Below are 25,750 nucleotides of genomic sequence, written 5' to 3' on the forward strand. Positions count from 1 at the left end.
TATTGTTACAGTTTTGTGTCTGCAAAAATTATCATGGTATGAAATTTATTGCGTGTCATTCTTTGCAATACCATATTTATCTAGTTTGTAATATAAGTTTCGAACTGAAATTGCAAGCGCTTTTGCCGTTTTTGTTTTGTTCCCTTTATAAAAGTCTAATGTTTCTTTAATAATTTTTTCTTCATATTGATTTAGCATGATCGCTAATGAAGTTTTTTCTTCAATAACAGATAAAGGAACATCTTCTTGTAACGTTTTAGTTGTACCATCGCTTTTTAATTGCGGAATATGTTTAGCGTGTATATGGGTTTCATTATACTGCATAAAGATCATTGCTCTTCCTAAAATATTCTCCAACTCACGGACATTCCCCGGCCAATCATAGCTCATTAAAAGTCTTATTGCTTCCTCAAGTACTCCTTCAACATTTCTTCCGTAATCTTGATTAATTTTTTCAATCAATCTGTCACATAAGTACGAAATGTCTTCCTTCCGTTTTCTTAAAGGTGGAATATGTATCGGCATTCGATTTAAGCGATAATATAAATCTTCTCGAAAAGTACCGCTTTTAATCTCTTTTTCTAAATTAATGTTCGTTGCAGCAATAACGCGTACATTGATAGGAATCGGTTTTGTGCCGCCAACTCTAACAATTTCTTTTTCTTGAAGTACTCTTAAAAGTTTCGCTTGAGTATTTAAAGAAAGTTCTCCAATCTCATCTAAGAAAATACTTCCGTTATTTGCTTCCTCAAATAATCCGCGTTTTCCACCGCGTTTCGCTCCAGAAAAAGCACCTTCCTCGTAACCGAACAGTTCACTCTCTAATAACGTTTCAGACAATGCAGCACAATTTACACGAATAAACTTATTAAATTTACGATCACTTCCGTTATGAATCGCATGAGCAAACAGTTCTTTCCCTGTTCCTGATTCACCCCGTAAAAGAATAGTCACCGGTGTTTTTGCGGCTAATTTTGCTTGTTCGATAGAAAGCGTCATTTCCTCTGATGGTCCAATGATATCTTCAAACGTATACTTCGCTTCAAGTGTTCTAATTCTTTGTCTTGCTTTATTTAATTCTTTTGTTAGTGTTTGAATTTCTGAAACATCATGAATGACTCCAACACTGCCTTTTAATCTCCCATCTACAATAATCGGAGCAACATTGACAATGACTTCTTTCTTTTTCGGACCAACCCTTAGTGCTGTACCACGAATAGCTTGTCTTGTTTTTAGCACCTTCATATGCATGCTTTCCCCTTCAGAAATATCAGCAGTTGCCGGTTTTCCAATTACCTGTTCCTCTGTTAATCCAGTAATTCTAGAATAAGCACGATTAATTAAGATTCCTTTACCCTCTTCGTCTACGACCGAAATCGCATCATCACTAGATTGAATGATCGCTTTAAGCATCGTTTGAATTTCTTTTAAATTTGTAACTTCCTCTGCCAAGTTGACTACGTCGGTTATGTCTTTAAAAACCGCGAAGGCTCCGATCAACTGTTTATTTTTATCGATTACCGGAATTCTTGTTGTAATGATTTTTAAGCCATTTTCTAGCACAAGCTCCTGATTCATTTCCATTACGCCTGTTTCTAAAACCCTTGGAAGTTTACTTTTTGGAATTAACTGAAGAATATGTTTCCCAATTGCTTCTTCTTGACTTATGCCAGTCATTTTCTGTGCGCTCCGGTTAAACAGAATGACTTCACCTTGTTCATTCGTCCCTATCATTCCATCGCCAGTTGAATCAAAAATAAGATCTCGTTTATACGTTTCATTTTGAAGTTTGCTAATGAGTTCTTCTTTTTCTTCCATTAATTGAGCAATAAGATAAGCAACGCTGCCAGGAATTAATACCATTTTTTTACTGAGGGTGTCACGAATTTGCCGAAAAACGTTTGGATCACCTGTTACTTCAATGACAATATCAAGATCATCAGTCAAAAAGTGATGCCAGTCAGTTCCGACTTGAATACCCATGTCGTTTGCCAATTGAATTCCGAGTGCATTCAGATTTTTATCAACAACCGCAATTACCTTTAATACCGCTGTTTCAATTAATATTTTAAGAATGGCGCTTCCTCCTTTACCTGCGCCGACAATCATCACTTTTTGCAACATATCCCTCATTTCTACGTTTACTAAGAAAATGCAATTTTTTTCATGTTCTATTTTATCGCCAATCATCTTTCTTGACAAATTTCCTTTATCATATATGATTTTTGTGAGAAGGTTTATTTCGAAAGGATAAATTAGACATCATGCAACGATTAATCGCCTTAATTATTTTATTAATCCCTGGAATGATTGCCGCAATTGGTATTAAGCTTATGAGAGATATGTTATTTGGAATACTTCAAGCGCCGTTTCCATTTTTATGGTTGCAGTTTTTAGCAGGTCTATTTATGTTTTTTATCGGCTTAGGTTTTATCGGCGGTTTTATTTTACATCGTGATCGAAAACAAAATAAAGTTCAGCCCCTTTTTAAAAATAGAAGACCATGACATTTAATCACTTGGTCTGGGCTTGTTGATAAGTTAGTATTTGATACTTGCAAAATGCGCTTGTCAGTCAAGGCGCCGAGCAACAAGGCGGAAGCGAATACAATAAGCGTTCATAAGCTTTACAACGAAAAATACAAGCGTTCGATAACAGCCTTAAGACCATGACACTTGAACAAATTGTCATGGTCTTTATTTTATTGTTTTCTATACTGTACTGCTTTTTTTAGTTCATCAGTAATAATTGCTGAACAGCCTAGCGAAAATAGCCGTTTCATCTCTTTTTCATTATTAACTGTATAAGGTCTTACTTTAATCCCATGTTTAAGGGAACTTTTAATAATAAAATCAGGGGCTACTTTGAAATTTGGGTGAATGGCTTTAGCATGAATTGCACCCGCATATATCCACGGCATATAAAGCCCTTCTCGATACAATGGCGCAATTTCAACTTCCGGTGCAAGTCGATAACTATGTACAATGCTGTAATGGTTAAAAGAAGAGACGATGATTCTTTCACTCATTCGATATGAACGAACTAAATAGATAACCTTCTCTACTAATTCTTCGTATGAAGTACCGCTTTTCAGCTCAATATTACAATATAAATGGTTCGACTGAAGCCATTGAAGTACCTCTTCGAGTGTAGGAATAGGGTTTCTTTTCCCGAATTTCTTATAAGTATAACTTGCATCAAACTTTTGAAGCTCAGCAAGTGTATAATCTTTTACAAACCCTTTCCCATTCGTCGTCCTGTCAATCGTTTCATCGTGAATAACGACAACTTCGCCATCTTTCGTTAATTGAACATCAAGCTCGATCCCATCAGCACAAAATTTCTCCGCCTGCATAAAAGCTAACATCGTATTTTCTGGATATGCACCTGAATAGCCACGGTGAGCAAAAATGAGCGTTATTGCAAAAACCCCCTTCCGTCTCTATTTATAATAAAAACCTTCTCATTTTACATTATATAACTGGAAATATGACAAATGACATATTTTTTAGGGATTTAAAAAGAAAAAACCCTATAAACAACAATGTTCACAGGGTCATACTAAAAATTTTATTGTCTATTTTTAAAAGTCCTTGCCCTTTCAAGAAGCTTTATGTTCTAGTCTCAGCTTATCGGCTACCATTGCGATGAATTCTGAATTAGTCGGCTTTGCTTTAGACATGCTGATTGTGTAACCGAATAAAGACGAAATAGAGTCGATATTCCCTCGACTCCATGCTACTTCAATTGCATGACGAATCGCCCGTTCTACACGGCTTGCCGTTGTATTGTATTTTTTAGCAATATCGGGGTATAGCACCTTTGTTATTGACCCTAACAATTCGATATCATTGTATACCATTGAAATGGCTTCGCGTAAATAAAGATAACCTTTAATATGAGCAGGAACACCTATTTCATGAATAATACTCGTAATACTGGAATCTAAATTTTTCGGTTTCTCTTCTGTATGAGTACGATAAGGAGTTGAAGTTTGTTTAATAATTGCATTCATTTTTCCGCTTACTTGTCTAATATGACTTGCCAAATTATCCATATCAAATGGTTTTAAGATAAAATAGGAAGCACCAAGTTCGACTGCCTTTTTCGTAACATCTTCTTGACCAAAGGCTGTTAACATAATGACATTCGGAAGCGGTCTTTTTGATTCACGTATTTTTTCTAATACAGCAAGCCCATCTAAATGGGGCATAATAATATCTAACAGCAGTACATCCGCTTCGATTCTTTCAAGCATATTTAAACATTCTTGACCATTATGTGCGGTACCGACTACTTCCAGATCATTTTGCTTAGATAAGTATTCTTCTAATAGGATGACTAATTCACGATTGTCATCAACAATAAAAACTTTAATTTTCTTCACTTCACGTTTCCTCCTTATTTTCCTCTCCATTTTCAAAATTATCTATCTTCTTTATATTCTAATTGACAAATTCGACAACGCAACAGTAATTCCTTTTATTTTTTTATTTTTTCTAAAAAAAGTAATGATTTCTTATCTTATCTTTGTTTTTCATACTTTTTCGACTTAAATCGCTAGTTGACAAATTTTTTCTTTTATATTTGTCGAATAATCTTTATAGTTTTATTTTAGCATATTTTTAACGGATAAAAATGAAAAAAAAGCGAGGAATTCCCTCGCTTTTTAAGGTTAACTTGCTTTTTCTGCTGTTTTTTCATATATGTCAATCTCTGCTTCATTTAACATCCATTCAATATGCACACCGTATCCTGATGTCGGATCATTAACAAACACATGTGTGTCACAGCCCCGATAAGTTTGCCATCTTGGATAATTGGACTGCCGCTCATTCCTTGAACGATGCCGCCTGTTTTTTCAAGCAACTTAGGATCTGTTACTTTAATAACCATTCCCTTTGTAGCAGGAAATTTTTGTGGTATCGTACTAACGATTTCAATATCAAAAAGATTCACTTCATCTTCATTCACTACTGTTAAAATTTGTGCCGATCCCTCTTTTACTTGATGTGAAAGAGCGACGGGGATTGGCTTATCCATCATCCCGTTTTTAATGTTTTGATTTAACGTACCGAAAATCCCGAAAGGACTATTTCTTTTTATGTCTCCTATTACTTCTCGATCGGAAGAAAAACGAGCAAGTTTTTCTCCAGGATCACCAGTACTGCCCTTCTCAATAGATGTAACGGTTGAGCGAACAATTTGCCCGTCATCAACGACAATTGGCTTTTTCGTATCCATATCTGAAATGACATGACCAAGTGCACCGTATTTTTTCGATTGGGGATGATAAAATGTCATCGTCCCAATCCCTGCAGCTGAATCACGAATATAAAGACCAAGCTTATACGTATCTTCTTGCTTATCTTTTAATGGCATTAGCTTAGTCGTAACCTTTTCATTTTCACGAGTTATGACAATGTCTAACGGTTTATCAGTGTCTCCTGACTCTTTAACAAAAGGGGCTACATCAGTCATTTTTTCAATCTTTTGCCCATTTATTTCTGTAATAATGTCTCCTACTTTTATTCCTGCAACTTCTCCTGGTGATATTTTTCCCTCATTTGTATCAACTAAATGATGTCCTACAACAAGGACACCGATTGTATTTAGTTTAACACCGATAGATTGACCACCAGGTATCACCTTGAGATTTTTTAGTACATTTACATCGACCTTTTTAATTGGAAAACCAGCTAATTCTAAAAACACTTCATTATTTCCAGTTTCCATCGCTTTAATTGAAACAGATTGTTCATCTTGTCGAAGTGATACATTTGAATTAGTTGCAGCTGAAACTGGTTTTCCTTTAGAAAACGTAAATTTTTCACCTTCAAACATCGTTATTTGCTTTGGTATGGAAAAAAATTGTTGAAGTGGTTCATAAAAACCAATGGATAATAATGAAACAAGGAGAATTCCACCAATTATTTTTCTTACATATTCCCTTTTCAAAAATCTTCACTCTCCTCGCTTCTTGTCCACATATATCTTTAAAATGGCTACATCTTTAATTTTGCCTGTAATAGCCGCAATTATAACTATAGATGTGAAAAAAATCCTCCCCTGTTTGGGAAGTTTTATAAAAAACATCACTCCGTTGAATTTTTTCACAAAGAAAAGGTGAAATAAAAACAGCACCTATATGAGGTGCTGATGATTGTAAACGAACTAAATTTTGCTCAGATGATTGAAAACACTTGATTCAAGGCGCACAGAAGCAAATACGAGAAGTCGTTTATGAGCTGAATACAAGCGTTTGGCAATAATTTGGGCTAGACAGATGCTTATAGATTGTTGACAAATGTGCGCCTTTATTGTCTCTAATACAAATTCAAAAATTTTTAAAATGGGACAATTATGCAACAAATACAAAACCAAATGATACGCCAATAATAATTAAACATATAACAACGTAAATCCACGTTAATGATCGAATATTGACTTTTAACGATTTTACTTCATATTCTCGAGACCTTAAAATTTCATTTTGTAGACTGTCCCCATTTTTTTCATACTTTTTAATTGTTTTACTGACATCTTTCACAACAAAAAGTGTCATAATTAAAGCAATAACAACTAATACTAAAATGATTAAAATTCCATATAGCATAAAATAGACTCCTTACTCCCTTAAAGGTCTTTTATTATCTAGTAAATCACATTAGTATAGTGAAAAACATGGATAAATAATGGATAATTTGTGACAATTCATTTTAATCTTTTTATTATTTCTATATTTTATTTATTTTTCAATTTTTCGGCAAGCTGAAGTAGCTCTTTTGCATGTTCTGTTGTTAAATCAGTTATTTCTACACCAGAAATCATTCGACCAATTTCTTTTACTTTTTCACTATTTTCTAATGGTGTTACAGTCGTATACGTTCTGTCATTTTTAATCTTTTTAGATATATATAAATGCGTATCAGCCATTGCTGCAACTTGTGGTAAATGAGAAATACAAAACACTTGGGAATGTGTTGAAACCTTATATATTTTCTCCGCGATTGCTTGTGCAACTCTGCCGCTGACTCCTGTATCTACTTCATCAAATATAATTGAAGTAATTCCTTGATTTTTTGAAAAAATACTTTTTAATGCAAGCATAATCCGTGAAAGTTCCCCTCCAGAAGCAATTTTCGATAATGGTTTTAACGGCTCTCCTGGATTAGTTGATAAATAAAATTGCACTTCATCTGCACCACTTTCGGTGAAGCGATTGAAATTTTCATTAAAATGGACGCTAAAAACGGTTTTCTCCATGTAAAGTTCTTTTAATTCACGATGAATTAATTCAGTTAATTTCTTTCCGTATTGATGCCGCAAATCTGTCAGCTGTTTTCCTTCAAGTTCCAAATCTTTTCGTAAGGAGGTAAGTTTGTTTTCTAATTGGCTAACATGAACCTCTCGATTCTCTAACGTTTCTATTTCTTCTTCAATCATCGCTGCATATTCTAAAATAGCATCGATTGTTTGACCGTACTTTCGTTTTAATTGATTAATTTCAATTATACGATTTTCTATTTCATTTAATCGTTCGGGGTTGTATTCTAAACAATCTAGCTCATTTCTAACTGTAGTTGCAGCATCCTCTAGCAAATAGAAGCTCGTTGTAACAGACTCAAATAACTCCTTATATTTTGGATTTAACTCTACTCCATTTTCCAAAAAGCTCATTGCTAACCCAATCCAATCGAGTCCTTTCTGTTCACCTTGGAGAGCTGAGTAACACGATTTTAAAGCCTCAAATACCCGTTCAAAGTTAACAAGCTCGTTTCGTTCTTCAAATAACTGTCCATCTTCATCTTGCTTTAATTGAGCTGTTTGGATTTCATTAAGCTGAAATTGAAGCAAATCAAGACGATGTGCCATTTGTTGTTCATTTTCAGTTATATTTTTTATTTTTTGATTCAATTGTTCATATTTTCGATAAATATGCTTATATTCAACTAGTGCTAGCGCGATCTCTTCTCCCCCAAATTGATCTAAAAGCGATAAATGCATAGTTTCATCCATCAGCTGTTGGTGCTCATGCTGCCCGTGAATATCGACTAACGTCTGACCAATTTCCCGCAAAATGGCGATCGTTACTAATTTTCCATTTATTCTACAAACACTTTTCCCATTTTTTGAAATATCTCGCCGCAAAACAAGCATTCCATCTTCTATCTTTATGCCAAGTTCTTCTGCTTTGTCATAGCAAGGATGCTTCACGTCATCAAGTTGAAAAAGTCCCTCTATTTCAGCTTTTTGTTCACCGTGTCGGACAAACTCATGTGATCCCCTTCCGCCAACTAATAAATGAATCGCATCAATAATAATTGATTTACCAGCACCCGTTTCTCCAGTTAATACAGTTAAACCGTTTTCAAAAGAAATGGATAGGGAATCAATAATTGCAAAATTTTTTATTGAAAGTACACTTAACATGAAGGGTCACCTCTTTCTTTTACAGCATGTTAAGGAGACGTTCAGATATTTGTTTTGCATCTTCTGGTGTCCGGCATATAATTAAACATGTATCATCGCCACATATCGTTCCGAGCAGCTCTTCCCAAGCCAAATTATCCAATAATGCTCCGATTGCCATCGCATTTCCGGGTAATGTTTTCATTACAAGAAAATGACTTGCCGTGTCAAGTTTTACGAATGAATCCATAAGTGCTCTTTTTAATTTATTTAACGGATTGAAACGTTGATCAGCTGGTAAGCTATATTTGTATCTTCCATCCATTAAAGGTACTTTTACTAAATGAAGTTCCTTAATATCACGCGAGACTGTTGCTTGTGTAACCTTGAAGCCAGCTCTTTTTAATTCATCTACAAGTTCATCTTGAGTTTCTATATCATTATTTGTTATAATGTCACGTATTTTAATGTGACGCTGACCTTTTGTCATCAATATCACCTCAAAAATCTAAAATGATTTTCATCATAATGTTAGCCGATTTAGGACAGTTATACAATGTTTTACTATTCAAATAAGCAGGTAGGTGGAAAAAATTTAACTAAATAAACATTCAACAAATTTGATAAAAGGTTTTTAAAAGTAAATCAAATAAATTAGAAATCACCAAAAAATATAACATGTAAGTGATACGGTTATTAGGAGGGAGTATTATTGAAAACTGAATTAAAATTTAGACTGGCTACTGAACAAGATTTGGATAAAATCGTTAAAATGCTTGCAGATGATCATTTAGGTAGGAAGAGGGAGCGTTATGAGCAGCCACTTCCAGACAGTTACATAATGGCTTTTCACGCTATCACATCTGATCCTAATAATGAACTAATAGTAGCTTGTCAGGAGAATGAAATTATTGGTGTTCAGCAAATTACCTTTACACCATATATAACGCATCAAGGAGGATGGCGAGCCACTATTGAAGGTGTAAGAACTGCATCTTCTGTTCGTGGTAAAGGGGTAGGAACTGAGCTTATACAATGGGCAATAAAACGAGCAAAAGATCGCGGCTGTCATTTGGTTCAACTTACAACAGATAAAAAGAGGCCAAATGCTTTACGTCTTTATGAACGATTAGGCTTTAAAGCAACACACGAAGGGTTAAAATTGAAACTTTAATATTTTTTCTTTTTTAAGTAACGAGTGCTAATATTCAATAAGAAATCCCTTAAAATACAGGCAAATTATTTATTGATGTGACAAGTAAAAGTAATCACAACATCCTGTTCTTAATCTTATTGATACGATATCTATCCCTCAGACTATTGACAAACGCTCGCATTCTTCGATATAAGCTCATGAACCTCCTCTGTGCTCTCACGCCTCGATTGACAAGTGTTTCAACCAGTCTATCTACATCTACAAATTCAGGCAGGATTTTAGTGAGTCTAATTCCTGCCTGTTAATTGCTGATGGGCAACTGCAATGATTTCATTCGGTTCTATTTTTAAAAAGTTAGTACCTTTATTTTTCTCCCCATTCCAACGTAAATGAAGTAAAAATTCAATGTTTCCATCCCCCCCAGTAATAGGAGAGAATGAAATATCCATTACATCAAAGCCTTCTTTTAGAGAGAAGTTGATCATTTTTACAAGCACACTTTCATGTACTTTTATATCTCTAACAATTCCTTTTTTTCCAACTTGATCTCGTCCCGCTTCAAATTGGGGTTTCACAAGTGCAATAATGTCACTCCCTTTAACAAGCAATGTTTTTAAAACAGGAAGAATAAGGGTTAAAGAAATAAATGAAACATCAATTGTAGCAAAATTAGGCATTTCCCCTTTTAAATCTGCAGGAGTGACATAACGAAAGTTCGTTCGTTCCATTACAACGACTCGCTCATCATTTCTTAGCTTCCAAGCAAGCTGATTATATCCTACATCTAATGCATAAGACATTTTTGCTCCATTTTGCAGGGCACAATCAGTAAATCCGCCGGTTGAAGAACCGATATCAATGACAACTTTCCCCAAAACATTGACATCAAATACTGTTAATGCTTTTTCTAATTTCAATCCGCCTCGACTAACATACGGTAATTTATTACCCTTAATGGTTATGTTAATATCTCTTTTTACTTTTTCTCCTGGTTTTTCAAGGCGTGTTTCATTACTATATACGATACCAGCCATCACAGCACGCTTTGCTTTTTCTCTCGTTTCAAAATGTCCTCGTTCAACTAGTAATACATCTAAGCGTTCTTTCTTATTATTCATCATTCACTATGCCCTTTTTTCTTTTTTCGGAATTAATGTATAGATTTTCTTTACAACGTTTGCTGTCGTTAGGCCAATCTCCTCTAGTAAAGCATCTACACTGCCATGTTCGATAAATTTATCCGGAACCCCCATTCGATCAATAATGGCGTGATGATACCCATGATCGTGGGCAAATTCAGAAACGGCACTTCCAAAGCCTCCTTGAAGAACCGATTCTTCAATCGTTAAAATTGGCATGTTGTTATTTAATAGTTGAGTTAACATTTGTTCATCTAACGGTTTTATAAAACGGGCATTGATTACTTTTATATGAATTCCCTTTTTCTCTAATAAATTTGCAGCCTCGATTGCCATCCCAATCGTCGTTCCAAATGTAAGAATTGCTGCGTCTTTTCCTTCACGTAAAATCTCCCATGTACCGATAGGAATTGCTTTTAACTGCTTATCCATAGGAACACCGAGTCCATTTCCGCGAGGATATCTTAATGCAATTGGACCGTCATCATATTTTAACGCTGTATATACCATATGTTGTCCTTCGTTTTCATCTTTAGGCATCATAATAACAATGTTTGGTAAGCTCCGTAAGAAAGCGATATCAAAAACGCCTTGATGAGTTTCTCCATCTGCACCGACAAGACCTGCTCGATCAATTCCGATAAATACGTTTAAATTCGGTCGACAAATATCATGAACGACTTGATCATAAGCTCGTTGCAAGAAGGTTGAATATATAGCTAAAAACGGCTTCATTTTTTGCGTGACAAGCCCTGCTGCTAACGTCGCAGCATGCTGCTCAGCAATTCCAACATCAATCATTCTGTCGGGAAATTCGCTTGCAAAACCTTCAAGTTTTGATCCTACAGGCATAGCTGGAGTAATCGCTATAATGCGTTTATCTTCTCTTGCTAACTTTCTAACAGTTTCACTTATCAGTTTGCTCCATGCTGGCGGAGTGTTAACTGGTTTAAGAAAGTCGCCTGTTTCTATTTTGTAAGGACCTGTTCCGTGCCATGTTCCAACCTTATCTGTTTCCGCTGGCTTGTATCCTTTTCCTTTTTTTGTAACAACATGTAAAAAAACAGGGCCCTCTGTTTTTTTAGCATACCGTAAATGTTCAAATAAAACCTCAAAATTATGTCCATCAACCGGACCGAGATACGTAAAACCCATTTCTTAAAAAAACATCCCAGAAACGAGTAAATATTTTAAGCTATCTTTAATCCTTTCTGCTGTTGAAGCAAGGCGTCCCCCAACTGCAGGAATTTTCTTTAATAGCATTTCTAGTTCATCTTTTGCCCATTGATACTTCCCAGCCGTCCGCAACCTGCCAAGTACATTGTGAAGTGCACCAACGTTTGGAGCAATTGACATTTCGTTATCATTTAAAATGACAATCATATTTTTCTTTTCATGTCCAATATGGTTCATCGCTTCTAGAGCCATTCCCCCTGTTAACGCTCCGTCGCCAATGACTGGGACTATAAAGGAGTTCTCTCCCTTTAAATCGCGTGCTATCGCCATTCCCATCGCCGCTGATAATGAAGTGGAGCTATGTCCTGTTTCCCATACATCATGTTCACTTTCAGCCATTTTTGGGAATCCGCACAGCCCTTTATATTGGCGTAAAGTATCAAACTCACTTGCTCTGCCCGTTAATATTTTGTGAACATATGATTGATGACCAACATCCCAAATAATTTTATCTTTAGGACTGTCAAAACATTTGTGTAAGGCAATTGTTAATTCAACAACACCTAGGTTAGGACCGATATGACCACCCGTTTTTGATAACTTTTTAATAAAAAAATGACGAATATCTTCACTCAATGCTTCTAATTCTTTAATTTCAAGGTCGTTTAAAAATGAGGGGTCTTTTATCGATAATAGATCCATCCGGCTCACTCACTTTCATTTCTTTTTGGTTCATAGTCTTTTGCTTCTGTCTCTTTTATTATAATGATATGATATTTTTCTACAACATCATGTATGGCTGTTAAAAAAGTAAAGGTAATGAGTGAAAGAGTAATACTGCTAGTATAATAACAGAAATAATTTTTTCAAACAAAGTCTTTCTTTAAATAAAAAAACATTTGCTATCTAAATATAACAATTGCTTTCAGGTGACGACTGTCTACCTAATCAATAGAATGAAAAAATAGCCGCTTACACGTTGTATCGTGGTAACGACTATTTAAAGTTAGTGACAATTTAATGATCTCGTGTCGCGATTAGATTAGTGATTTCTTCAAGTAATACTGTGTTTAAACCTGTGTTCTGCAATGCCTTACATGCCTCATCTCTATGCTTGGCAAGCGCTTGCTTTGCCCCATCTAGCGAAAGCAGCAGCGGATAGGTACTTTTATTTTTGTCGCTGTCACTTCCTAAAGGTTTTCCAATCGTTGCCTCGTTTCCTTCCACATCCAAAATATCATCACGGATTTGAAAGGCAAGTCCAAGATGATGAGCAAATTTAGTTAACTTCTCCTTTTGTTCTTCAGATGCATTAGCAAGAATAGCACCCGCAAGCACACTAAATTGCAGCAATTTACCTGTTTTATGAATGTGTGTATACTCTAACTCTTGGATCGTTAGTTGTTTTCCCTCTCCTTGAATATCAGCTGTTTGACCACCGACCATTCCTTCAGCACCTGCCGATTTTGCAAGCTGTCTAATTAATTCGAGTTTTGTCTTTTCATCAGCATGCTCATGTGGCATATCCGCAATTAACTGAAAACTGTAAGTTAAAAGGGCGTCTCCAGCTAGTACTGCAAAAGCTTCGCCAAACACTTTGTGATTTGTTGGCTTGCCTCTTCTTAGATCGTCATTATCCATGCTTGGAAGATCATCATGAATTAATGAGTATGTATGAACCATTTCAAGCGCAGCAGCAGGATATACTCCGATGTTTGGATCTTTATTACATGCAGCAATAGTAGCAAACATTAAAAGTGGACGTATCCGTTTTCCGCCTGCTTGCAAAGAATAGTCCATTGCTTCCTTCATAACAGCTGGCGCATTAAGATCATGAATAAATTGTGTTAACTTTGTTCTAAATTTTTTTTATAATGGATCGCAAAAGAGGGAAATGCTTCATTTTGCAATGTTAAACCTCCTCATGAATAGAAAAGCGCTCCGTTTGACCATCCTCTGTCAAAATTTCTGTCAGTTGCTTTTCGACATTTTTTAATTTGTCATGGCATAATTTTGAAAGTTCCATTCCATGTTTGTAAATCGCTATTGCCTCTTCAAGAGGGACATCCCCTTCTTCAAGACGCTCAACGATTTTCGCAAGCTGTTCCATTGCTTCTTCAAACGTTAAATTACTATCAGCTGTCAAAGTGATCACTCCCCTCGATCTTTATAACTTCGCAATCGAGCTTTCCATCCGATAAACGAACACTAATTTGATCAGATTTTTTTATTCCTTTAATATTTTTTACAATCTTCCCCTCACTGGAATAAGCTACGCTATAGCCTCGTTCCATAATCTTCAGCGGACTTAATGCCTCGATTGTTGAAATGAGATTAACGAAATCCTTTTGTTTATGTGTGAAAATGTCACGGATTTCCTTTTGTAATGAGCGAATCACCCGTTGATACTCAGTCTCACATCGTTCTTTCAGTTTTTTTGGATGATTTTTATTTAGTTGTTTCCTCATTGTCTCGTGGTCAAATGTTTTTTGTTCATACATTCTTTTTGTTTTTCGAACGAGCTGCTCGGTTAGTCTGTCTAATTGTTCATATTTTTGTTCATACAGCTTGTGAGGATAACGAAATGCGTACGATTTTTCGAGCCTATTTAATCGTTCTCTTTGGATGCTAAGCTTTTCTTGCATAGCGCGGATAAGTCTGCCCTTGTTTGTTAACACTCTCTCAATCAATTCTTCAAAATGTGGAACTGCTATTTCCGCCGCCCCTGTTGGTGTCGGCGCTCTTAAATCAGCGACAAAGTCAGCAATTGTAAAATCCGTTTCATGTCCAACAGCTGAAATAATCGGGATTTTTGAAGCAAAAATAGCTCTAGCAACAATTTCTTCATTAAATGCCCAAAGCTCCTCAATTGACCCGCCGCCGCGTCCTAAAATTAATATATCAAGTTCATCTATCTCATTGGCCGTTTTTATTGCTTTTACAATTGATGGTGCTGCTTGCTCTCCTTGTACAAGAGCAGGAATAATTAATACTTTTCCAATCGGATAACGACGTTCAATTGTTGTTAATATATCACGGATCGCAGCACCTGTCGGTGAAGTAATAACACCGATTTTTTTAGGGTATTTAGGTAATCCTTTTTTATGATCTACTAAAAAGAGCCCTTCTTTTTCAAGCTTTTCTTTTAATTGCTCATACGCTAAAAATAAATCACCAATCCCATCCGGCTGCATATTTCTAACATAAATTTGATATTGGCCGCTTGGTTCATATACGGTGATTTCGCCTCGAACAAGCACGTTCATTCCGTCTTCAGGCAAAAATTTCATTCTTCTATTTGCACTAGAAAACATCACTGCTAAAATACGCGCTTTTTCATCCTTTAATGTAAAATACATATGACCACTCGAATGTTGCTTAAAGTTGGAAATTTCTCCTCTTACGTATATATCATGCAAATGAGGGTCTGCATCAAATTTTCTTTTAATGTATTTCGTTAATGCATTTACAGTTAAATAACGTTGATCCGACATAAAAATACTACCTCATTTTTATCGTATATGATCTATCTATTCTTTATTTAAAGTGTTTTTTGCTGCCTTGAGCGTATTAAATAACAGCATTGTAATGGTCATCGGGCCAACTCCGCCTGGCACAGGAGTGATGTAACTAGCTTTTTCTTTTACTTCATCAAACGCAACATCTCCACAAAGTTTTCCTTCCTCATTCCGATTCATCCCAACATCAATAACAACTGCGCCTTCTTTAATATGATCAGATGTTATTAAATTTGCTTTCCCTACTGCTGCAATTAAAATATCAGCCTGTTTTGTGTAAGCTTTTAAATCTTTTGTTTTTGAATGACAATATGTAACTGTTGCATTTTTATTTAATAACAATTGACCGGCAGGTTTGCCGACGATGTTGCTTCGACCAACAATTACAGCATGCTTTCCGGTAATATCTATATCAATTTCGGCGATCATTTCTAACACCCCATAAGGAGTACATGGCAAAAGTGTATCCTGACCAGTCATCATTCGTCCAATATTAATTGGGTGAAAGCCGTCGACATCTTTTTCTGGAGAAATCGCTTCGATCATTTTTATTTCATTAATATGCTTTGGTAATGGCAATTGAACTAAAATACCATGAATAGATGGGTCTTCGTTCAATTCAGTAATTTTTTTAATTAGCTCTTGTTCCGTAATAGTATCTTCGTATTCAATTAATTCTGAGTGCATTCCTGTTTCATGACAAGCTTTCTGTTTATTTCTCACATATGTTCGTGAAGCTTGGTTATCTCCTACTAAAATAACAGCCAGACCTGGAGTTACGTTCATTTCTTTTAATTTTTTCACTTCGTTAGCTACTTGAATGCGTTTTTTTCTCGCAATCTCTTTTCCATTTATCAATTTAGCTGTCATTATTTTTTACCCCTCCAATATTTGTATAAAAAACGCATAAAAATTAAGAAGCACTAGCTAAATTATAAAGAAGATTCTAGTGTTTCTTTTATTTTTGAAAGTACCCCATTTACAAAACGGCTTGATTTTTCATCTCCATATTTCTTAGCTATCTCAATTGCTTCATCAAGGGCTACATTTGCTGGAATATCATCACAATATTTTAATTCATATACAGCTACCCTTAAAATGTTACGGTCAACGTTACTTAACCTCTCAAGCGTCCATTTTTCTAAATGATCGATGATTAGTTTGTCAACTTCCTCCTTGTTGTCAATCACTCCTGTAACGAGTGTCGTTAAATAATCACTATTTTCTTTATCATCTAATACATGCTTAATTGCAGCGTTCGGTTCAGCTTCACTCATATCAATTTGAAACAAGGCCTGTAATGCTTTTTCTCTTGCTGTTCTTCTTCTCATCCTATTACTCCTTTAATATGTGTAAATTTATATGAAGATAATAGCATAAAGTACACAAACTTCATAGTCGTGATCGGCTTTAGTTAGTTATAAGTGAAGTATACTCAATAAAAAACCAAAGACAAGTTGTCTTTGGTTTTTTCATTATTTATATTCCTTGCTCTTCATCCGCTTCTGATTTTTGATTCTCAAATTGAATCCCAACGACATGAACATTTATTTCGCTTGCTTCAAGCGCTGTCATATTAAGGAGTGCTTGACGGATGTTATCTTGAATTTGTTGCGCGACAGCCGGAATGGATATTCCAAACTTCATTGAACAATAAACATTAATTTTAATGCCTTCTTCGGAAAGCTCTACTTTTACACCTTTACCATGATTTTTCTTTCCTAAACGTTCAACAACACCGGTTGCAAAGTTACCGCGCATTTGTGCAACACCGTCTACTTCGGAAGCAGCGATACCGCCAATTACTTCAATAACCTCTGGAGCAATTTCTATTTTACCGAGGCCTGAGTTTCCTTCCATTTCCAAAACATTTAATTCACTCATCCTTTGCACCTCCCTCTTTCATTACATCATACATTTCTAAAAATTTAGTATTGAATTCTCCATCTCTAAATTTCTCATGCTCTAACAATTTGATATGGAACGGAATCGTTGTATGAATCCCTTCGATTACAAATTCACCAAGAGCCCTTCTCATGCGTGCAATAGCTTCTTCTCTAGTATCTCCATAAGTGATAACTTTTGCAATCATTGAGTCATAAAATGGAGGGATCATATATCCTGGATACGCAGCCGAATCAATCCGCACACCAAGCCCGCCAGGAGGCAAGTACATTTTAATTGTTCCTGGTGAAGGCATGAAGTTTTTGCTTGGGTTTTCAGCATTAATCCGGCATTCAATTGACCACCCATTAAATGTTACGTCCTCTTGCTTAATGCTTAATCGTTCTCCAGAAGCAACTTTAATTTGTTCTTTTATTAAGTCTACTCCGGTTACCATTTCCGTAACAGGATGCTCAACTTGAATTCTCGTATTCATTTCCATAAAGTAAAATTTACGATTCCGATAATCATAAATAAATTCTATCGTTCCTGCACCGATATAATCAACAGCTTTTGCAGCTTTTACAGCAGCAAGTCCCATCTCTTCGCGAGTTTCTCCATCTAAGGCAGGTGATGGTGTTTCCTCTAGTAATTTCTGTAATCTTCTTTGAATAGAACAGTCTCTTTCTCCAAGATGGATAACATTTCCATATGTATCTGCAAGAACTTGGATTTCAACATGACGGAAATCTTCTATATATTTTTCAAGATAAACTCCAGGATTCCCAAAAGCTGTTGCCGCTTCTTGCTGAGTAATTGAAATCCCTTTTTCTAACTCCTCTTCTGTTCGGGCAACGCGAATCCCTTTTCCCCCACCGCCTGCGGTCGCTTTAATAATGACAGGATATCCTATCTTTTCCGCTAATTCTTTTCCTTCATCAATACTATTAATAATCCCTTGAGAACCAGGGACGATCGGAACGCCTGCTTCTCTCATCGTTTCTCTAGCGATATCTTTTGTTCCCATTTTCGTTATCGATTCAGGGCTTGGACCTACAAACGTAATGTTGCATTCGCGGCAAAGTTCAGCAAAATCAGCATTTTCTGCTAAAAATCCATAGCCTGGATGAATTGCATCACAACCTGTTAGCTTTGCAACACTAATGATATTTGTAAAATTTAAGTAGCTATCCTTTGATGCTGTTGGGCCGATACAATACGATTCGTCAGCAAGTTGTACGTGTAAAGATTCCTTATCTGCTTCAGAATATACTGCGACAGACTCAATACCTAGCTCTTTACATGCGCGGATGACCCGAACAGCAATTTCCCCCCTGTTTGCAATTAACAGTTTTTTTATCATTGTGAAATCGCTCCTTATTCAGGCTTTACTAAAAATAATGGCTGCCCGTATTCAACAAGTTGTCCATCTTTAACTAATATTTCGACAATTTCTCCGTTTACTTCCGCTTCAATTTCATTAAATAATTTCATCGCTTCAACGATACAAACAATTGTTTCATTTGAAACTTTTGAACCGACTTGAACATACGGATCTGAATCAGGTGATGGTGCTTGATAAAATGTCCCAACCATTGGTGATGTTACTTTATGAAGGTCGGACGTATCAATAGTCTCGTCCTTCTTGACTTCTTCCTTTACTGCTTCAACTTTTGTTTCTTGTTTGACCGCTTGAACTTCGACTGCTTTTGGTTTTGCTACTTCTTCCACAACTACTTGTTGAACTGCTGGCTTAGCTTCAACAGTCGTAACAGTAGTATTTTTCTTTAATTTGTTTTTTGCATCATCAATTTCATAAACAAACTCACTAATACTTGATTGATCAACTAATTTTATAAGTTCACGTATTTCTTGAACTTTTAACATTACATACACCCCTTGAAAAAAAGTTATTATATGACTAGCTATTAATAGCATACAATAACTTTCTATGTAAGCTCAATATAATATTTTAAAGAAGTGGGGTTAAAGAATAATTTTAGACTTTTTTTTTTATAAAACTTCACTTAATAATTGTAGAATAGCTTTTAAAAGGAGATAATGGGTTTATTTGTTATATTTCAAACGTAGATAAATATTGAAAAGTAGAAAAAAATGAAAGCGGATATATGTAAAGTACTTATCTTTTATCCTAGTTACATCATAATTAATCAATGTTACTTTACAATTTATTTACCATTTCGAGGCAAGTCATAAAAAAATATTCCTATATAATGATTCGTACTGGATCAATCTAAAGTATTAAAGGGAATTCATTTGAGGATAATCATATATAGGGGCAAGTCTCAATTTCAAGAGTCTTCGCTAAGCATTGGAGAAAAATTATCATGCTTAGCGAAGAAATTAATTTTATTTTTCTGGATGAAATTCAACAGCTACAGGTTGGGTCTCTCCAAGTTCTTTTGAAACAAGCTGGATAATTTCATTTGCTTCTGATGGAGAAAGCTCCTTCGCTTTTACTGTTACAATGACTTCTTCTCCATCGGCACGAACAAGTGCATCATCATATCCAAGCGTCTTAATCATCGTTTCTAAGTAAACCTCTTTATCTGCAATTTTTTTTATTTTCTTGATCTCTTCTAGTGCTTCATTTCGTTCGTCAGCAGTTAAATCTGGTGAACCTACCGCAATTGTTAATTCTTCCTTTTGTTTACTCCGCTTATCTTGCAATTGTAGGCGCAATGCTGTAAACACTTCGTCATCTGCTAGACTGGAAATAATTTCAGCATCTTGATCTTGACCTTCTTTTTCTTGAACGACTTCATTTTTTTTGCCTGCTTTTTGATCTTTTTCATCTTCAACTGTTGCTAATTGATCTCCTGTTGGCTCTGGAGAAGTAATATAATAAACTGATAATACAACAACTAAACTTAACATAGTTAATAACCAAACAGTTTGCTTTTTTAATAACATTTCCTTATTCCTCCTTCGTTTTTTTCGGCATTACAGCTACTCGATGGCTCGGCACATCAAGAACCCTTGTAACAGCTTCGATAATCCATTTTTTCACTTGAATATGATCGGCACCTTTGGCTACAACAAGAACACCTCTAATTTCAGGTTTTTTCGTTTCAAGCACGATTGGTACTTCCTTCTCCCCGTTACGGATAATAACGACTTGTTCGTCCTTTGACTGATCTTCTACTTTCCGTTTCCCTCCTTCTTGATCAGTTTCATCAGTTGTTTGCGATTGTGTCACTGTGTTTTTTTCAAGTACTTTCTTCTCAGTTGCATCGATATTTACAACAACAGTCACATCCTCAACGCCTATCATTTTTTCGAGTGCTTCTTTTAATTGATTTTCATAGGCCTTTTCATAAGCAGTAATGATTTCATTATCTTTACTGTTTTTTTGTCCAAAGGCCGGAAGCTCTTCCTTTATGTCTTTTTCACCTTTTATGACTGGTATATCGTCAGTCGATTTTTGGTTTCCGCTTGGAATTAAATTACCAATTAACATAATTGCTGCTCCAAATAAAATGACGAGAAGTAAGTAATGATATTTGTTGCGTTTTCCTTGTTTAGAATTTGTCAGTTGGTTTTTTAACCATGTTAATGGTCCCTTATCTTTGTCCATCCTCCTTAGCTATCCCTCCTTCTAACACGACTTGGACTATTTTTTCATCTATATCCCATCTTTTTGCAAGGAGTTTTGCAACACTTGTTTCTGTATTTGTTTCCTGTTGTGACTGAAGCGGCGCTTTTGTATTAATATCAATTTTTTTCACGGCTTCAATTGCTCTGTTTCCTTCTTGGGGCTCCTGAAGCAAGACTATTAATTTATCAATGTTTTCCGGGAAGGCCTCACGTTTGCTTTGATCTGTTAAAAAATCAATCTTGACAATCTCTAACCCGTACTGTTTTATCAACTCCTCTTCAACGTCCATTTTTAATTGGACAGCCCATTTTTGTTCTACATATATATGCATGTTGAGAGGCTTGTATTTCTTTTTTCTTCATTTCTATTAAATTTTCCATCCCATTTCCTTTGTTAAGGTCAATTTTGGAAATAGATGCTAATGTTTTTTCAAAATCATTTGAAAATATATTAAAAACAGGTGTAAGAATAACAGCGATCAAAAGTAGACCTGTTACCATTTTTGTATATTTTCTTAAAGCAGAATTTGGTAGAAGCATGTCAATAATCGTTGCTATTAATATAAATAAAATGATATTTGTCACCCATTCCTTAATAACGTCCATCCCCTCTTCCCCCTATCTCACCATCATTGTTAAATTTCCTGCTGAAATAATAACAGTCAAGCTTAAGAAGAACATAAGGGAGACAATAGCCAAAGCAGCAAAAACGTAGAGCACACTTTTACTAATAATATCTAAACAAGAAATAATGGCTCCTCCTCCTAACGGCTGTAAAATCGCTGCGGAAAATTTATAAATAAATGCAATCATTAATATTTTTATCGCAGGGAAGGCAGTCATAAGAAGGAGTATGATCATGCCGACAATTCCAATTGTATTTTTTAAAAGGACAGAGGCGTTAACGACTGTATCAGTTGCATCAGTAAACATTTTTCCGATAACCGGGATAAAGTTCCCAGTGATAAATTTCGCAGTTCTAATCGCCACACCGTCTGTTATTGCTGCTGAAGCACCTTGTACAGAAACAACACCAATAAAGATTGTAAAAAATAATCCTAATAATCCAATGCTCCAATTCCTTAAAAATTGTGCTAGTTTAGTAACTTTATATTCTTCAGTCATAGTACTTACAATACTTAACATAACTGCCAAAAATAATAACGGCAATACAATATACTGAATAAATAAGCCGCTTGTATTCATTAAAAATAAAATAACCGGATGGAAAAAGGAGGACGTCACAATTCCCCCTGACGAAGCAATTAACGCTAATAACAACGGAATTAACGCAAGAATAAACTGTACCATTGAATCGATTGCTTCACTTGCATACTGAATGGCAACCTTAAAGCTATTTAATGCAATGATAATTAAAACCATAAATACGACTGCATAGGCGGCTTTACTGATTGTGCTTTTTTCAAAGGAGTTTTGTAAGGATTGTAAAAACATACTAAAAATAGTAAGCATAATTAATGTTCCTAGTAATTTTCCATTTACTATAAACTCATGAAACGCAAACTTTAATCCACCCGTAAACCATTCCTTCAAAGAAAAGCTTTTTTTTTTTTCTGTTTTTATAAAATCGTAAAGACTCCTTTTTTGGCTTTCTGGCAAAAAACCACCATATTCGTTTATGATATTTTCCCAAAACAATTTAAGCTCGTCCATTTCTAAGCTTTCAAGCTGCGAATCTACTATGTCTGCATTTACAGCATCTTCCTCGGTTTCTGGGGATGCTTGGACAAATTGAGCACTAGCTAAACACAATAGAAACGTAGTAACGAAAATGAGCTGGCACCGTTGCTTCATTTTTTCACCTCGTTTACAAAGGGGATTACTTGTAGAACTAATTCGGGATTAATTGGATAATTGTCTCGATCATAACTGTTAAAATCGGGATCGCCATTGCTAAAATTAATATTTTTCCACCTAGTTCGATTTTTGATGCAATAGCACCTTGACCGGCATCCTTCGTTATTTGAGCTGCAAATTCAGCAATATAAGCAATGCCAATAATTTTTAAAATCGTTTCGACATAGACGATATTTATTTTTGCATTGACAGCAATTCTTTCAATCATATGAATAATTTCATAAATTTTATCAACGACAAAAAGGAAGATTGTACAACCGACAAATACAACTAAAAGGAAGGCAAAATTAGGCTTTTGTTCTTTGACGATTAACGCAAGAAATGTTGACACTAATGCGATGCCAACAATTTGAATAATTTCAATGACAAAACCCTCCTTTAACTAACCTTGAAACAGGAATACGGATTTAATCTTTTGAAATAAGTCACCAACAATGGAGGCAACCATAAATAATATATATATAAAGCCAAACAGGGTAACCCATTGGGCATATTCTTTCTTCCCAACTTGATCTAAAATTGTGTGTAAAAATGCAACAACAATGCCGACACCCGCAATTTTAAAGATGACATCAACCTCTAAACCCATTCGTTCTCCTCCTAAATGCTACATAAGTAAGATGATGATTAAGAGACCGGACAAAAACCCTAGACTTTTGACCATTTTTTCATATTTTATTTGTTTATCTCGTGCATCCATCTCTTCTCTTTCTAAATGAGACAATGTCAACATAATTTGCTTTTGCTGAGAAATGCGGTCATGTCTGCCGAGTGTTTCGCCAAATTGCTTCATAATTTCTAACTCGCCTCTTTTAAAAGCAGTCAGTTTCCAAGTTTCCTGCAAGCTTTCGTCCCAGGCTGCTTTTACAGTTGTTTCACATTTAGTCAATTTATTTGCAAATACTTCAAAAAACCATGATAACGGCTTCGGTGTTTGGGAAGCTAATCGTCTGGCAGCTTCGTGAAGAGGGGTATGACCGAACATAATTTCAGCTTCTAATGTTTGTAAAGCTGACTTCAGCTGTCTAAGTTGTCGCGGCCGTTCATTAAGATGACGAGAAGCTTCAAAGCCCGTCCATGTTGTCGCAATTAAAATAACAACCGCCCCCATTAATTTAATCATTTATGTCACTCTCACTTTTTGACTAATCTCTATGCCATTGATATCCTTTATACTCGTTACTGTCCCTGGACCATGTTGACGACTTAATTCAATAAATCGCTCAAAAATGCCTTGATCTAAAATTGGCTTTAAGGATGGACGCTTCTTAATTTCTTCAAAAGAAGCTCCATGAGTCGTCATGATCAATTTAATTCCTGCATTCACTGCCTCCATAATCGCCTCACTGTCCGCCTTTCGACCTATTTCATCAACAATTAGTACATCTGGACTCATTGAACGAATAAGCATCATCATTCCTTCTACTTTTGGGCAAGCATCTAAAACATCGATCCTTGGACCAAATGTCAACTGAGGAATACCCGATACACAACCGGCAATTTCAGATCGTTCATCAACGATCCCCACTTTGAATGGAGAAAATTGATATTTCGATGACCCTGTTGAGACGATTCTAGCGATATCCCGCAGAAGAGTTGTTTTTCCTGTTTGCGGAGGACCGATAATCATTGTATGATACCAGCCGTTATCATATAAAAAGGGAATTAATTGATCAGCTATTCCTATTTGCTCCTTCGCAACTCGAATATTAAACGAGGAAATATCACGTATTGCTTTAACATTTCCATTTTCCAAAATAACTTTTCCAGCTAAACCGATTCGATGACCGCCCGCAATTGTAATATAGCCACGTTTTAACTCTTCCTCTAACGTATAAATTGAGAATTGACTAATTTTATTTAAGAGGTGAAGAGCATCTTCTTGCTGCACAATGTACGAAAGAAAAAACGGGGTTCCTTTTTTTGTTATCTCTAGTGGTCGGTTAATGCGAATACGGATTTCTTCGATTCCTTCTGTTAAATAGGGAGAAGTTTTTCCAAGCTGTTCAGCAATTTTTTTCGGTAAAATAGTTCGAATGGATTCCATCATAACTCCTCCTACAAGCTGACTTTTTTAATAAAATAAAAGGAAGACTTGTCTAATTCACTAGTTAAAATATATGCCTGCTTGGTCACATTATGACTTTATTTTGTGAAACACGAATGCAAAGTAGAGTGAATTGAATCTCTCAATTGTTCCATACTTGAATAGAAAAAGGCAGTGATCCCAATAAAAGAATCACTGCCTAATTGTTTGATAAACAGAACTTATAAACGATTTGTTCTATTCGCTTCCGCATCATGACTTGGCTCCTCGAATCTTGAGGATATGGCTTCAACGAAATAAGCAGTGAGGCTAGTAAAGAATCACTGCTTTTTTATTATGGCGATGTTATATATTCATTTATTTTAAAACATCGTGATCTACATAACGTTGTCCATTTAACTCTGAAATTACATTTACAGCGACATTTGCACCGTCCCCAGCAGTAATAATTGTATGGAACCCTTTACCTGCTCCCATTCCTGCTGCCCAAATGCCATCAATGTTTGTTCTACCGTAACTATCTACATCGATAATCGTCTTTACTCTTGGTTCTGTTCCATCTTTTAACTTTAAGCCGATTTTTTCTGCTAAATCTACAGATAAGCCTGTTGCAAAAATAACATGCTTCGCTGTAAAATCCCTATTGTCCGTTTTTAAAATGAAACCGTTTTCGCTTTTTTCAATGTTTTCAACGGTTGCTTCAACAATGTTACCTCCGAATTTTAACACTTGTTCTTTTCCAATCTTGATCATATCAGGGCCGCTAAGTTCTTTTACTCCATAGTGATTTTCCATCCACGCTCTTGTTGTAATACTTTTCCCATTATCAAAAACAACTGTCTTTTTTCCAGCTTTTGCTGCGAATAAAGCTGCACTCCCACCTGTAGGACCCGCACCGATTACTGCTACATCATACATTCAA

Annotated in this window: 27 protein-coding genes and 2 pseudogenes; 2 read left to right on the plus strand and 27 right to left on the minus strand. The window is 35.6% G+C overall.

The window, feature by feature from the left end:
- Positions 1-45: 45 nt before the first annotated feature.
- Positions 46-2,121: a sigma-54 interaction domain-containing protein gene (locus K6959_RS10640; RefSeq protein ID WP_163239192.1), complete on the minus strand. Its 2,076-nt coding sequence runs from the start codon at positions 2,119-2,121 to the stop codon at positions 46-48.
- A gap of 143 nt (positions 2,122-2,264) precedes the next feature.
- On the opposite strand from K6959_RS10640, the gene K6959_RS10645 reads away from it, so the two are divergent.
- Positions 2,265-2,507: a DUF2627 domain-containing protein gene (locus tag K6959_RS10645; protein ID WP_223086482.1), complete on the plus strand. Its 243-nt coding sequence runs from the start codon at positions 2,265-2,267 to the stop codon at positions 2,505-2,507.
- Positions 2,508-2,701: 194 nt separating this feature from the next.
- On the opposite strand, the gene K6959_RS10650 is transcribed toward K6959_RS10645, so the two are convergent.
- The 6 genes and pseudogenes from K6959_RS10650 to ahrC form a co-directional block, all read right to left on the minus strand.
- Entirely contained in the window at positions 2,702-3,421 is a 720-nt protein-coding gene (locus K6959_RS10650; RefSeq protein ID WP_163239543.1) for a glycerophosphodiester phosphodiesterase, read from the minus strand.
- Between the two features lie 180 nt (positions 3,422-3,601).
- Positions 3,602-4,387 (minus strand): sporulation transcription factor Spo0A, encoded by a 786-nt coding sequence (gene spo0A / locus K6959_RS10655; protein ID WP_163239196.1) that lies wholly within the window; start codon positions 4,385-4,387, stop codon positions 3,602-3,604.
- A 288-nt stretch (positions 4,388-4,675) separates the two neighbouring features.
- Positions 4,676-5,958: pseudogene (gene spoIVB / locus K6959_RS10660) on the minus strand (SpoIVB peptidase).
- A gap of 403 nt (positions 5,959-6,361) precedes the next feature.
- A complete protein-coding gene (locus tag K6959_RS10665) occupies positions 6,362-6,616 on the minus strand; it encodes a hypothetical protein (protein ID WP_163239200.1) in 255 nt (84 codons plus the stop codon).
- Between the two features lie 128 nt (positions 6,617-6,744).
- On the minus strand, positions 6,745-8,433 hold the full coding sequence (gene recN / locus K6959_RS10670; protein WP_223086484.1) for a DNA repair protein RecN: 1,689 nt from the start codon (positions 8,431-8,433) through the stop codon (positions 6,745-6,747).
- A gap of 19 nt (positions 8,434-8,452) precedes the next feature.
- Entirely contained in the window at positions 8,453-8,902 is a 450-nt protein-coding gene (gene ahrC / locus K6959_RS10675) for a transcriptional regulator AhrC/ArgR (protein ID WP_163239204.1), read from the minus strand.
- A gap of 282 nt (positions 8,903-9,184) precedes the next feature.
- Between ahrC and K6959_RS10680 the strand changes: the two genes are divergently transcribed.
- Positions 9,185-9,586 carry a GNAT family N-acetyltransferase gene (locus tag K6959_RS10680; RefSeq protein WP_394373037.1) on the plus strand — a complete coding sequence of 134 codons (402 nt, stop codon included), beginning with the start codon at positions 9,185-9,187 and terminating at the stop codon, positions 9,584-9,586.
- 269 nt (positions 9,587-9,855) lie between these two features.
- On the opposite strand, the gene K6959_RS10685 is transcribed toward K6959_RS10680, so the two are convergent.
- From K6959_RS10685 to K6959_RS10775, 20 genes and pseudogenes are all read right to left on the minus strand, one after another.
- Positions 9,856-10,686, minus strand: coding sequence for a TlyA family RNA methyltransferase (locus tag K6959_RS10685; RefSeq protein ID WP_163239545.1), 831 nt, complete (start codon positions 10,684-10,686; stop codon positions 9,856-9,858).
- Between the two features lie 6 nt (positions 10,687-10,692).
- Positions 10,693-12,585, minus strand: a pseudogene (gene dxs / locus K6959_RS10690) (1-deoxy-D-xylulose-5-phosphate synthase).
- Between the two features lie 315 nt (positions 12,586-12,900).
- On the minus strand, positions 12,901-13,695 hold the full coding sequence (locus K6959_RS10695; RefSeq protein ID WP_179959000.1) for a polyprenyl synthetase family protein: 795 nt from the start codon (positions 13,693-13,695) through the stop codon (positions 12,901-12,903).
- Between the two features lie 100 nt (positions 13,696-13,795).
- Positions 13,796-13,993: an exodeoxyribonuclease VII small subunit gene (xseB, locus tag K6959_RS10700; RefSeq protein WP_246234469.1), complete on the minus strand. Its 198-nt coding sequence runs from the start codon at positions 13,991-13,993 to the stop codon at positions 13,796-13,798.
- Positions 13,994-14,018: 25 nt separating this feature from the next.
- Complete coding sequence (xseA, locus tag K6959_RS10705; RefSeq protein WP_163239219.1) at positions 14,019-15,377, minus strand: exodeoxyribonuclease VII large subunit; 1,359 nt, start codon at positions 15,375-15,377, stop codon at positions 14,019-14,021.
- Between the two features lie 36 nt (positions 15,378-15,413).
- Positions 15,414-16,271, minus strand: coding sequence for a bifunctional methylenetetrahydrofolate dehydrogenase/methenyltetrahydrofolate cyclohydrolase FolD (folD, locus tag K6959_RS10710; RefSeq protein WP_163239221.1), 858 nt, complete (start codon positions 16,269-16,271; stop codon positions 15,414-15,416).
- Positions 16,272-16,333: 62 nt separating this feature from the next.
- Positions 16,334-16,732 carry a transcription antitermination factor NusB gene (gene nusB, locus K6959_RS10715; RefSeq protein ID WP_163239225.1) on the minus strand — a complete coding sequence of 133 codons (399 nt, stop codon included), beginning with the start codon at positions 16,730-16,732 and terminating at the stop codon, positions 16,334-16,336.
- Positions 16,733-16,880: 148 nt separating this feature from the next.
- Entirely contained in the window at positions 16,881-17,285 is a 405-nt protein-coding gene (locus tag K6959_RS10720; RefSeq protein ID WP_163239228.1) for an Asp23/Gls24 family envelope stress response protein, read from the minus strand.
- Positions 17,278-18,648: an acetyl-CoA carboxylase biotin carboxylase subunit gene (gene accC, locus K6959_RS10725; protein WP_163239231.1), complete on the minus strand. Its 1,371-nt coding sequence runs from the start codon at positions 18,646-18,648 to the stop codon at positions 17,278-17,280. The genes K6959_RS10720 and accC overlap by 8 nt, the downstream gene beginning before the upstream one ends.
- A 14-nt stretch (positions 18,649-18,662) precedes the next feature.
- Complete coding sequence (gene accB, locus K6959_RS10730; RefSeq protein ID WP_223086486.1) at positions 18,663-19,172, minus strand: acetyl-CoA carboxylase biotin carboxyl carrier protein; 510 nt, start codon at positions 19,170-19,172, stop codon at positions 18,663-18,665.
- Positions 19,173-19,655: 483 nt separating this feature from the next.
- Positions 19,656-20,219 carry a SpoIIIAH-like family protein gene (locus tag K6959_RS10735; protein WP_223086488.1) on the minus strand — a complete coding sequence of 188 codons (564 nt, stop codon included), beginning with the start codon at positions 20,217-20,219 and terminating at the stop codon, positions 19,656-19,658.
- 4 nt (positions 20,220-20,223) lie between these two features.
- Positions 20,224-20,883 carry a stage III sporulation protein AG gene (gene spoIIIAG / locus K6959_RS10740; protein ID WP_163239240.1) on the minus strand — a complete coding sequence of 220 codons (660 nt, stop codon included), beginning with the start codon at positions 20,881-20,883 and terminating at the stop codon, positions 20,224-20,226.
- A complete protein-coding gene (locus K6959_RS19640; protein ID WP_316252478.1) occupies positions 20,870-21,193 on the minus strand; it encodes a stage III sporulation protein AF in 324 nt (107 codons plus the stop codon). The genes spoIIIAG and K6959_RS19640 overlap by 14 nt, the downstream gene beginning before the upstream one ends.
- Positions 21,183-21,509: a stage III sporulation protein AF gene (spoIIIAF, locus tag K6959_RS19645; RefSeq protein ID WP_316252479.1), complete on the minus strand. Its 327-nt coding sequence runs from the start codon at positions 21,507-21,509 to the stop codon at positions 21,183-21,185. Before spoIIIAF ends, K6959_RS19640 begins: the two co-directional genes overlap by 11 nt.
- A gap of 12 nt (positions 21,510-21,521) precedes the next feature.
- Positions 21,522-22,718, minus strand: coding sequence for a stage III sporulation protein AE (gene spoIIIAE / locus K6959_RS10750; protein ID WP_223086489.1), 1,197 nt, complete (start codon positions 22,716-22,718; stop codon positions 21,522-21,524).
- A gap of 37 nt (positions 22,719-22,755) precedes the next feature.
- Complete coding sequence (gene spoIIIAD / locus K6959_RS10755; RefSeq protein ID WP_179959001.1) at positions 22,756-23,145, minus strand: stage III sporulation protein AD; 390 nt, start codon at positions 23,143-23,145, stop codon at positions 22,756-22,758.
- 18 nt (positions 23,146-23,163) lie between these two features.
- Entirely contained in the window at positions 23,164-23,370 is a 207-nt protein-coding gene (spoIIIAC, locus tag K6959_RS10760; RefSeq protein WP_223086491.1) for a stage III sporulation protein AC, read from the minus strand.
- An 18-nt stretch (positions 23,371-23,388) separates the two neighbouring features.
- Positions 23,389-23,904: a stage III sporulation protein SpoIIIAB gene (gene spoIIIAB, locus K6959_RS10765; RefSeq protein WP_163239249.1), complete on the minus strand. Its 516-nt coding sequence runs from the start codon at positions 23,902-23,904 to the stop codon at positions 23,389-23,391.
- The gene (spoIIIAA, locus tag K6959_RS10770; RefSeq protein ID WP_163239252.1) at positions 23,905-24,828 is read right to left on the minus strand and encodes a stage III sporulation protein AA; all 924 of its coding nucleotides are present in this window, start codon (positions 24,826-24,828) and stop codon (positions 23,905-23,907) included.
- Positions 24,829-25,185: 357 nt separating this feature from the next.
- Entirely contained in the window at positions 25,186-25,746 is a 561-nt protein-coding gene (locus tag K6959_RS10775) for an NAD(P)/FAD-dependent oxidoreductase (RefSeq protein WP_163239255.1), read from the minus strand.
- Positions 25,747-25,750 lie beyond the last annotated feature (4 nt).

It is taken from the genome of Bacillus aquiflavi (genome assembly GCF_019915265.1).
GTDB classification, from domain to species: domain Bacteria; phylum Bacillota; class Bacilli; order Bacillales; family Cytobacillaceae; genus Bacillus_BT; species Bacillus_BT aquiflavi.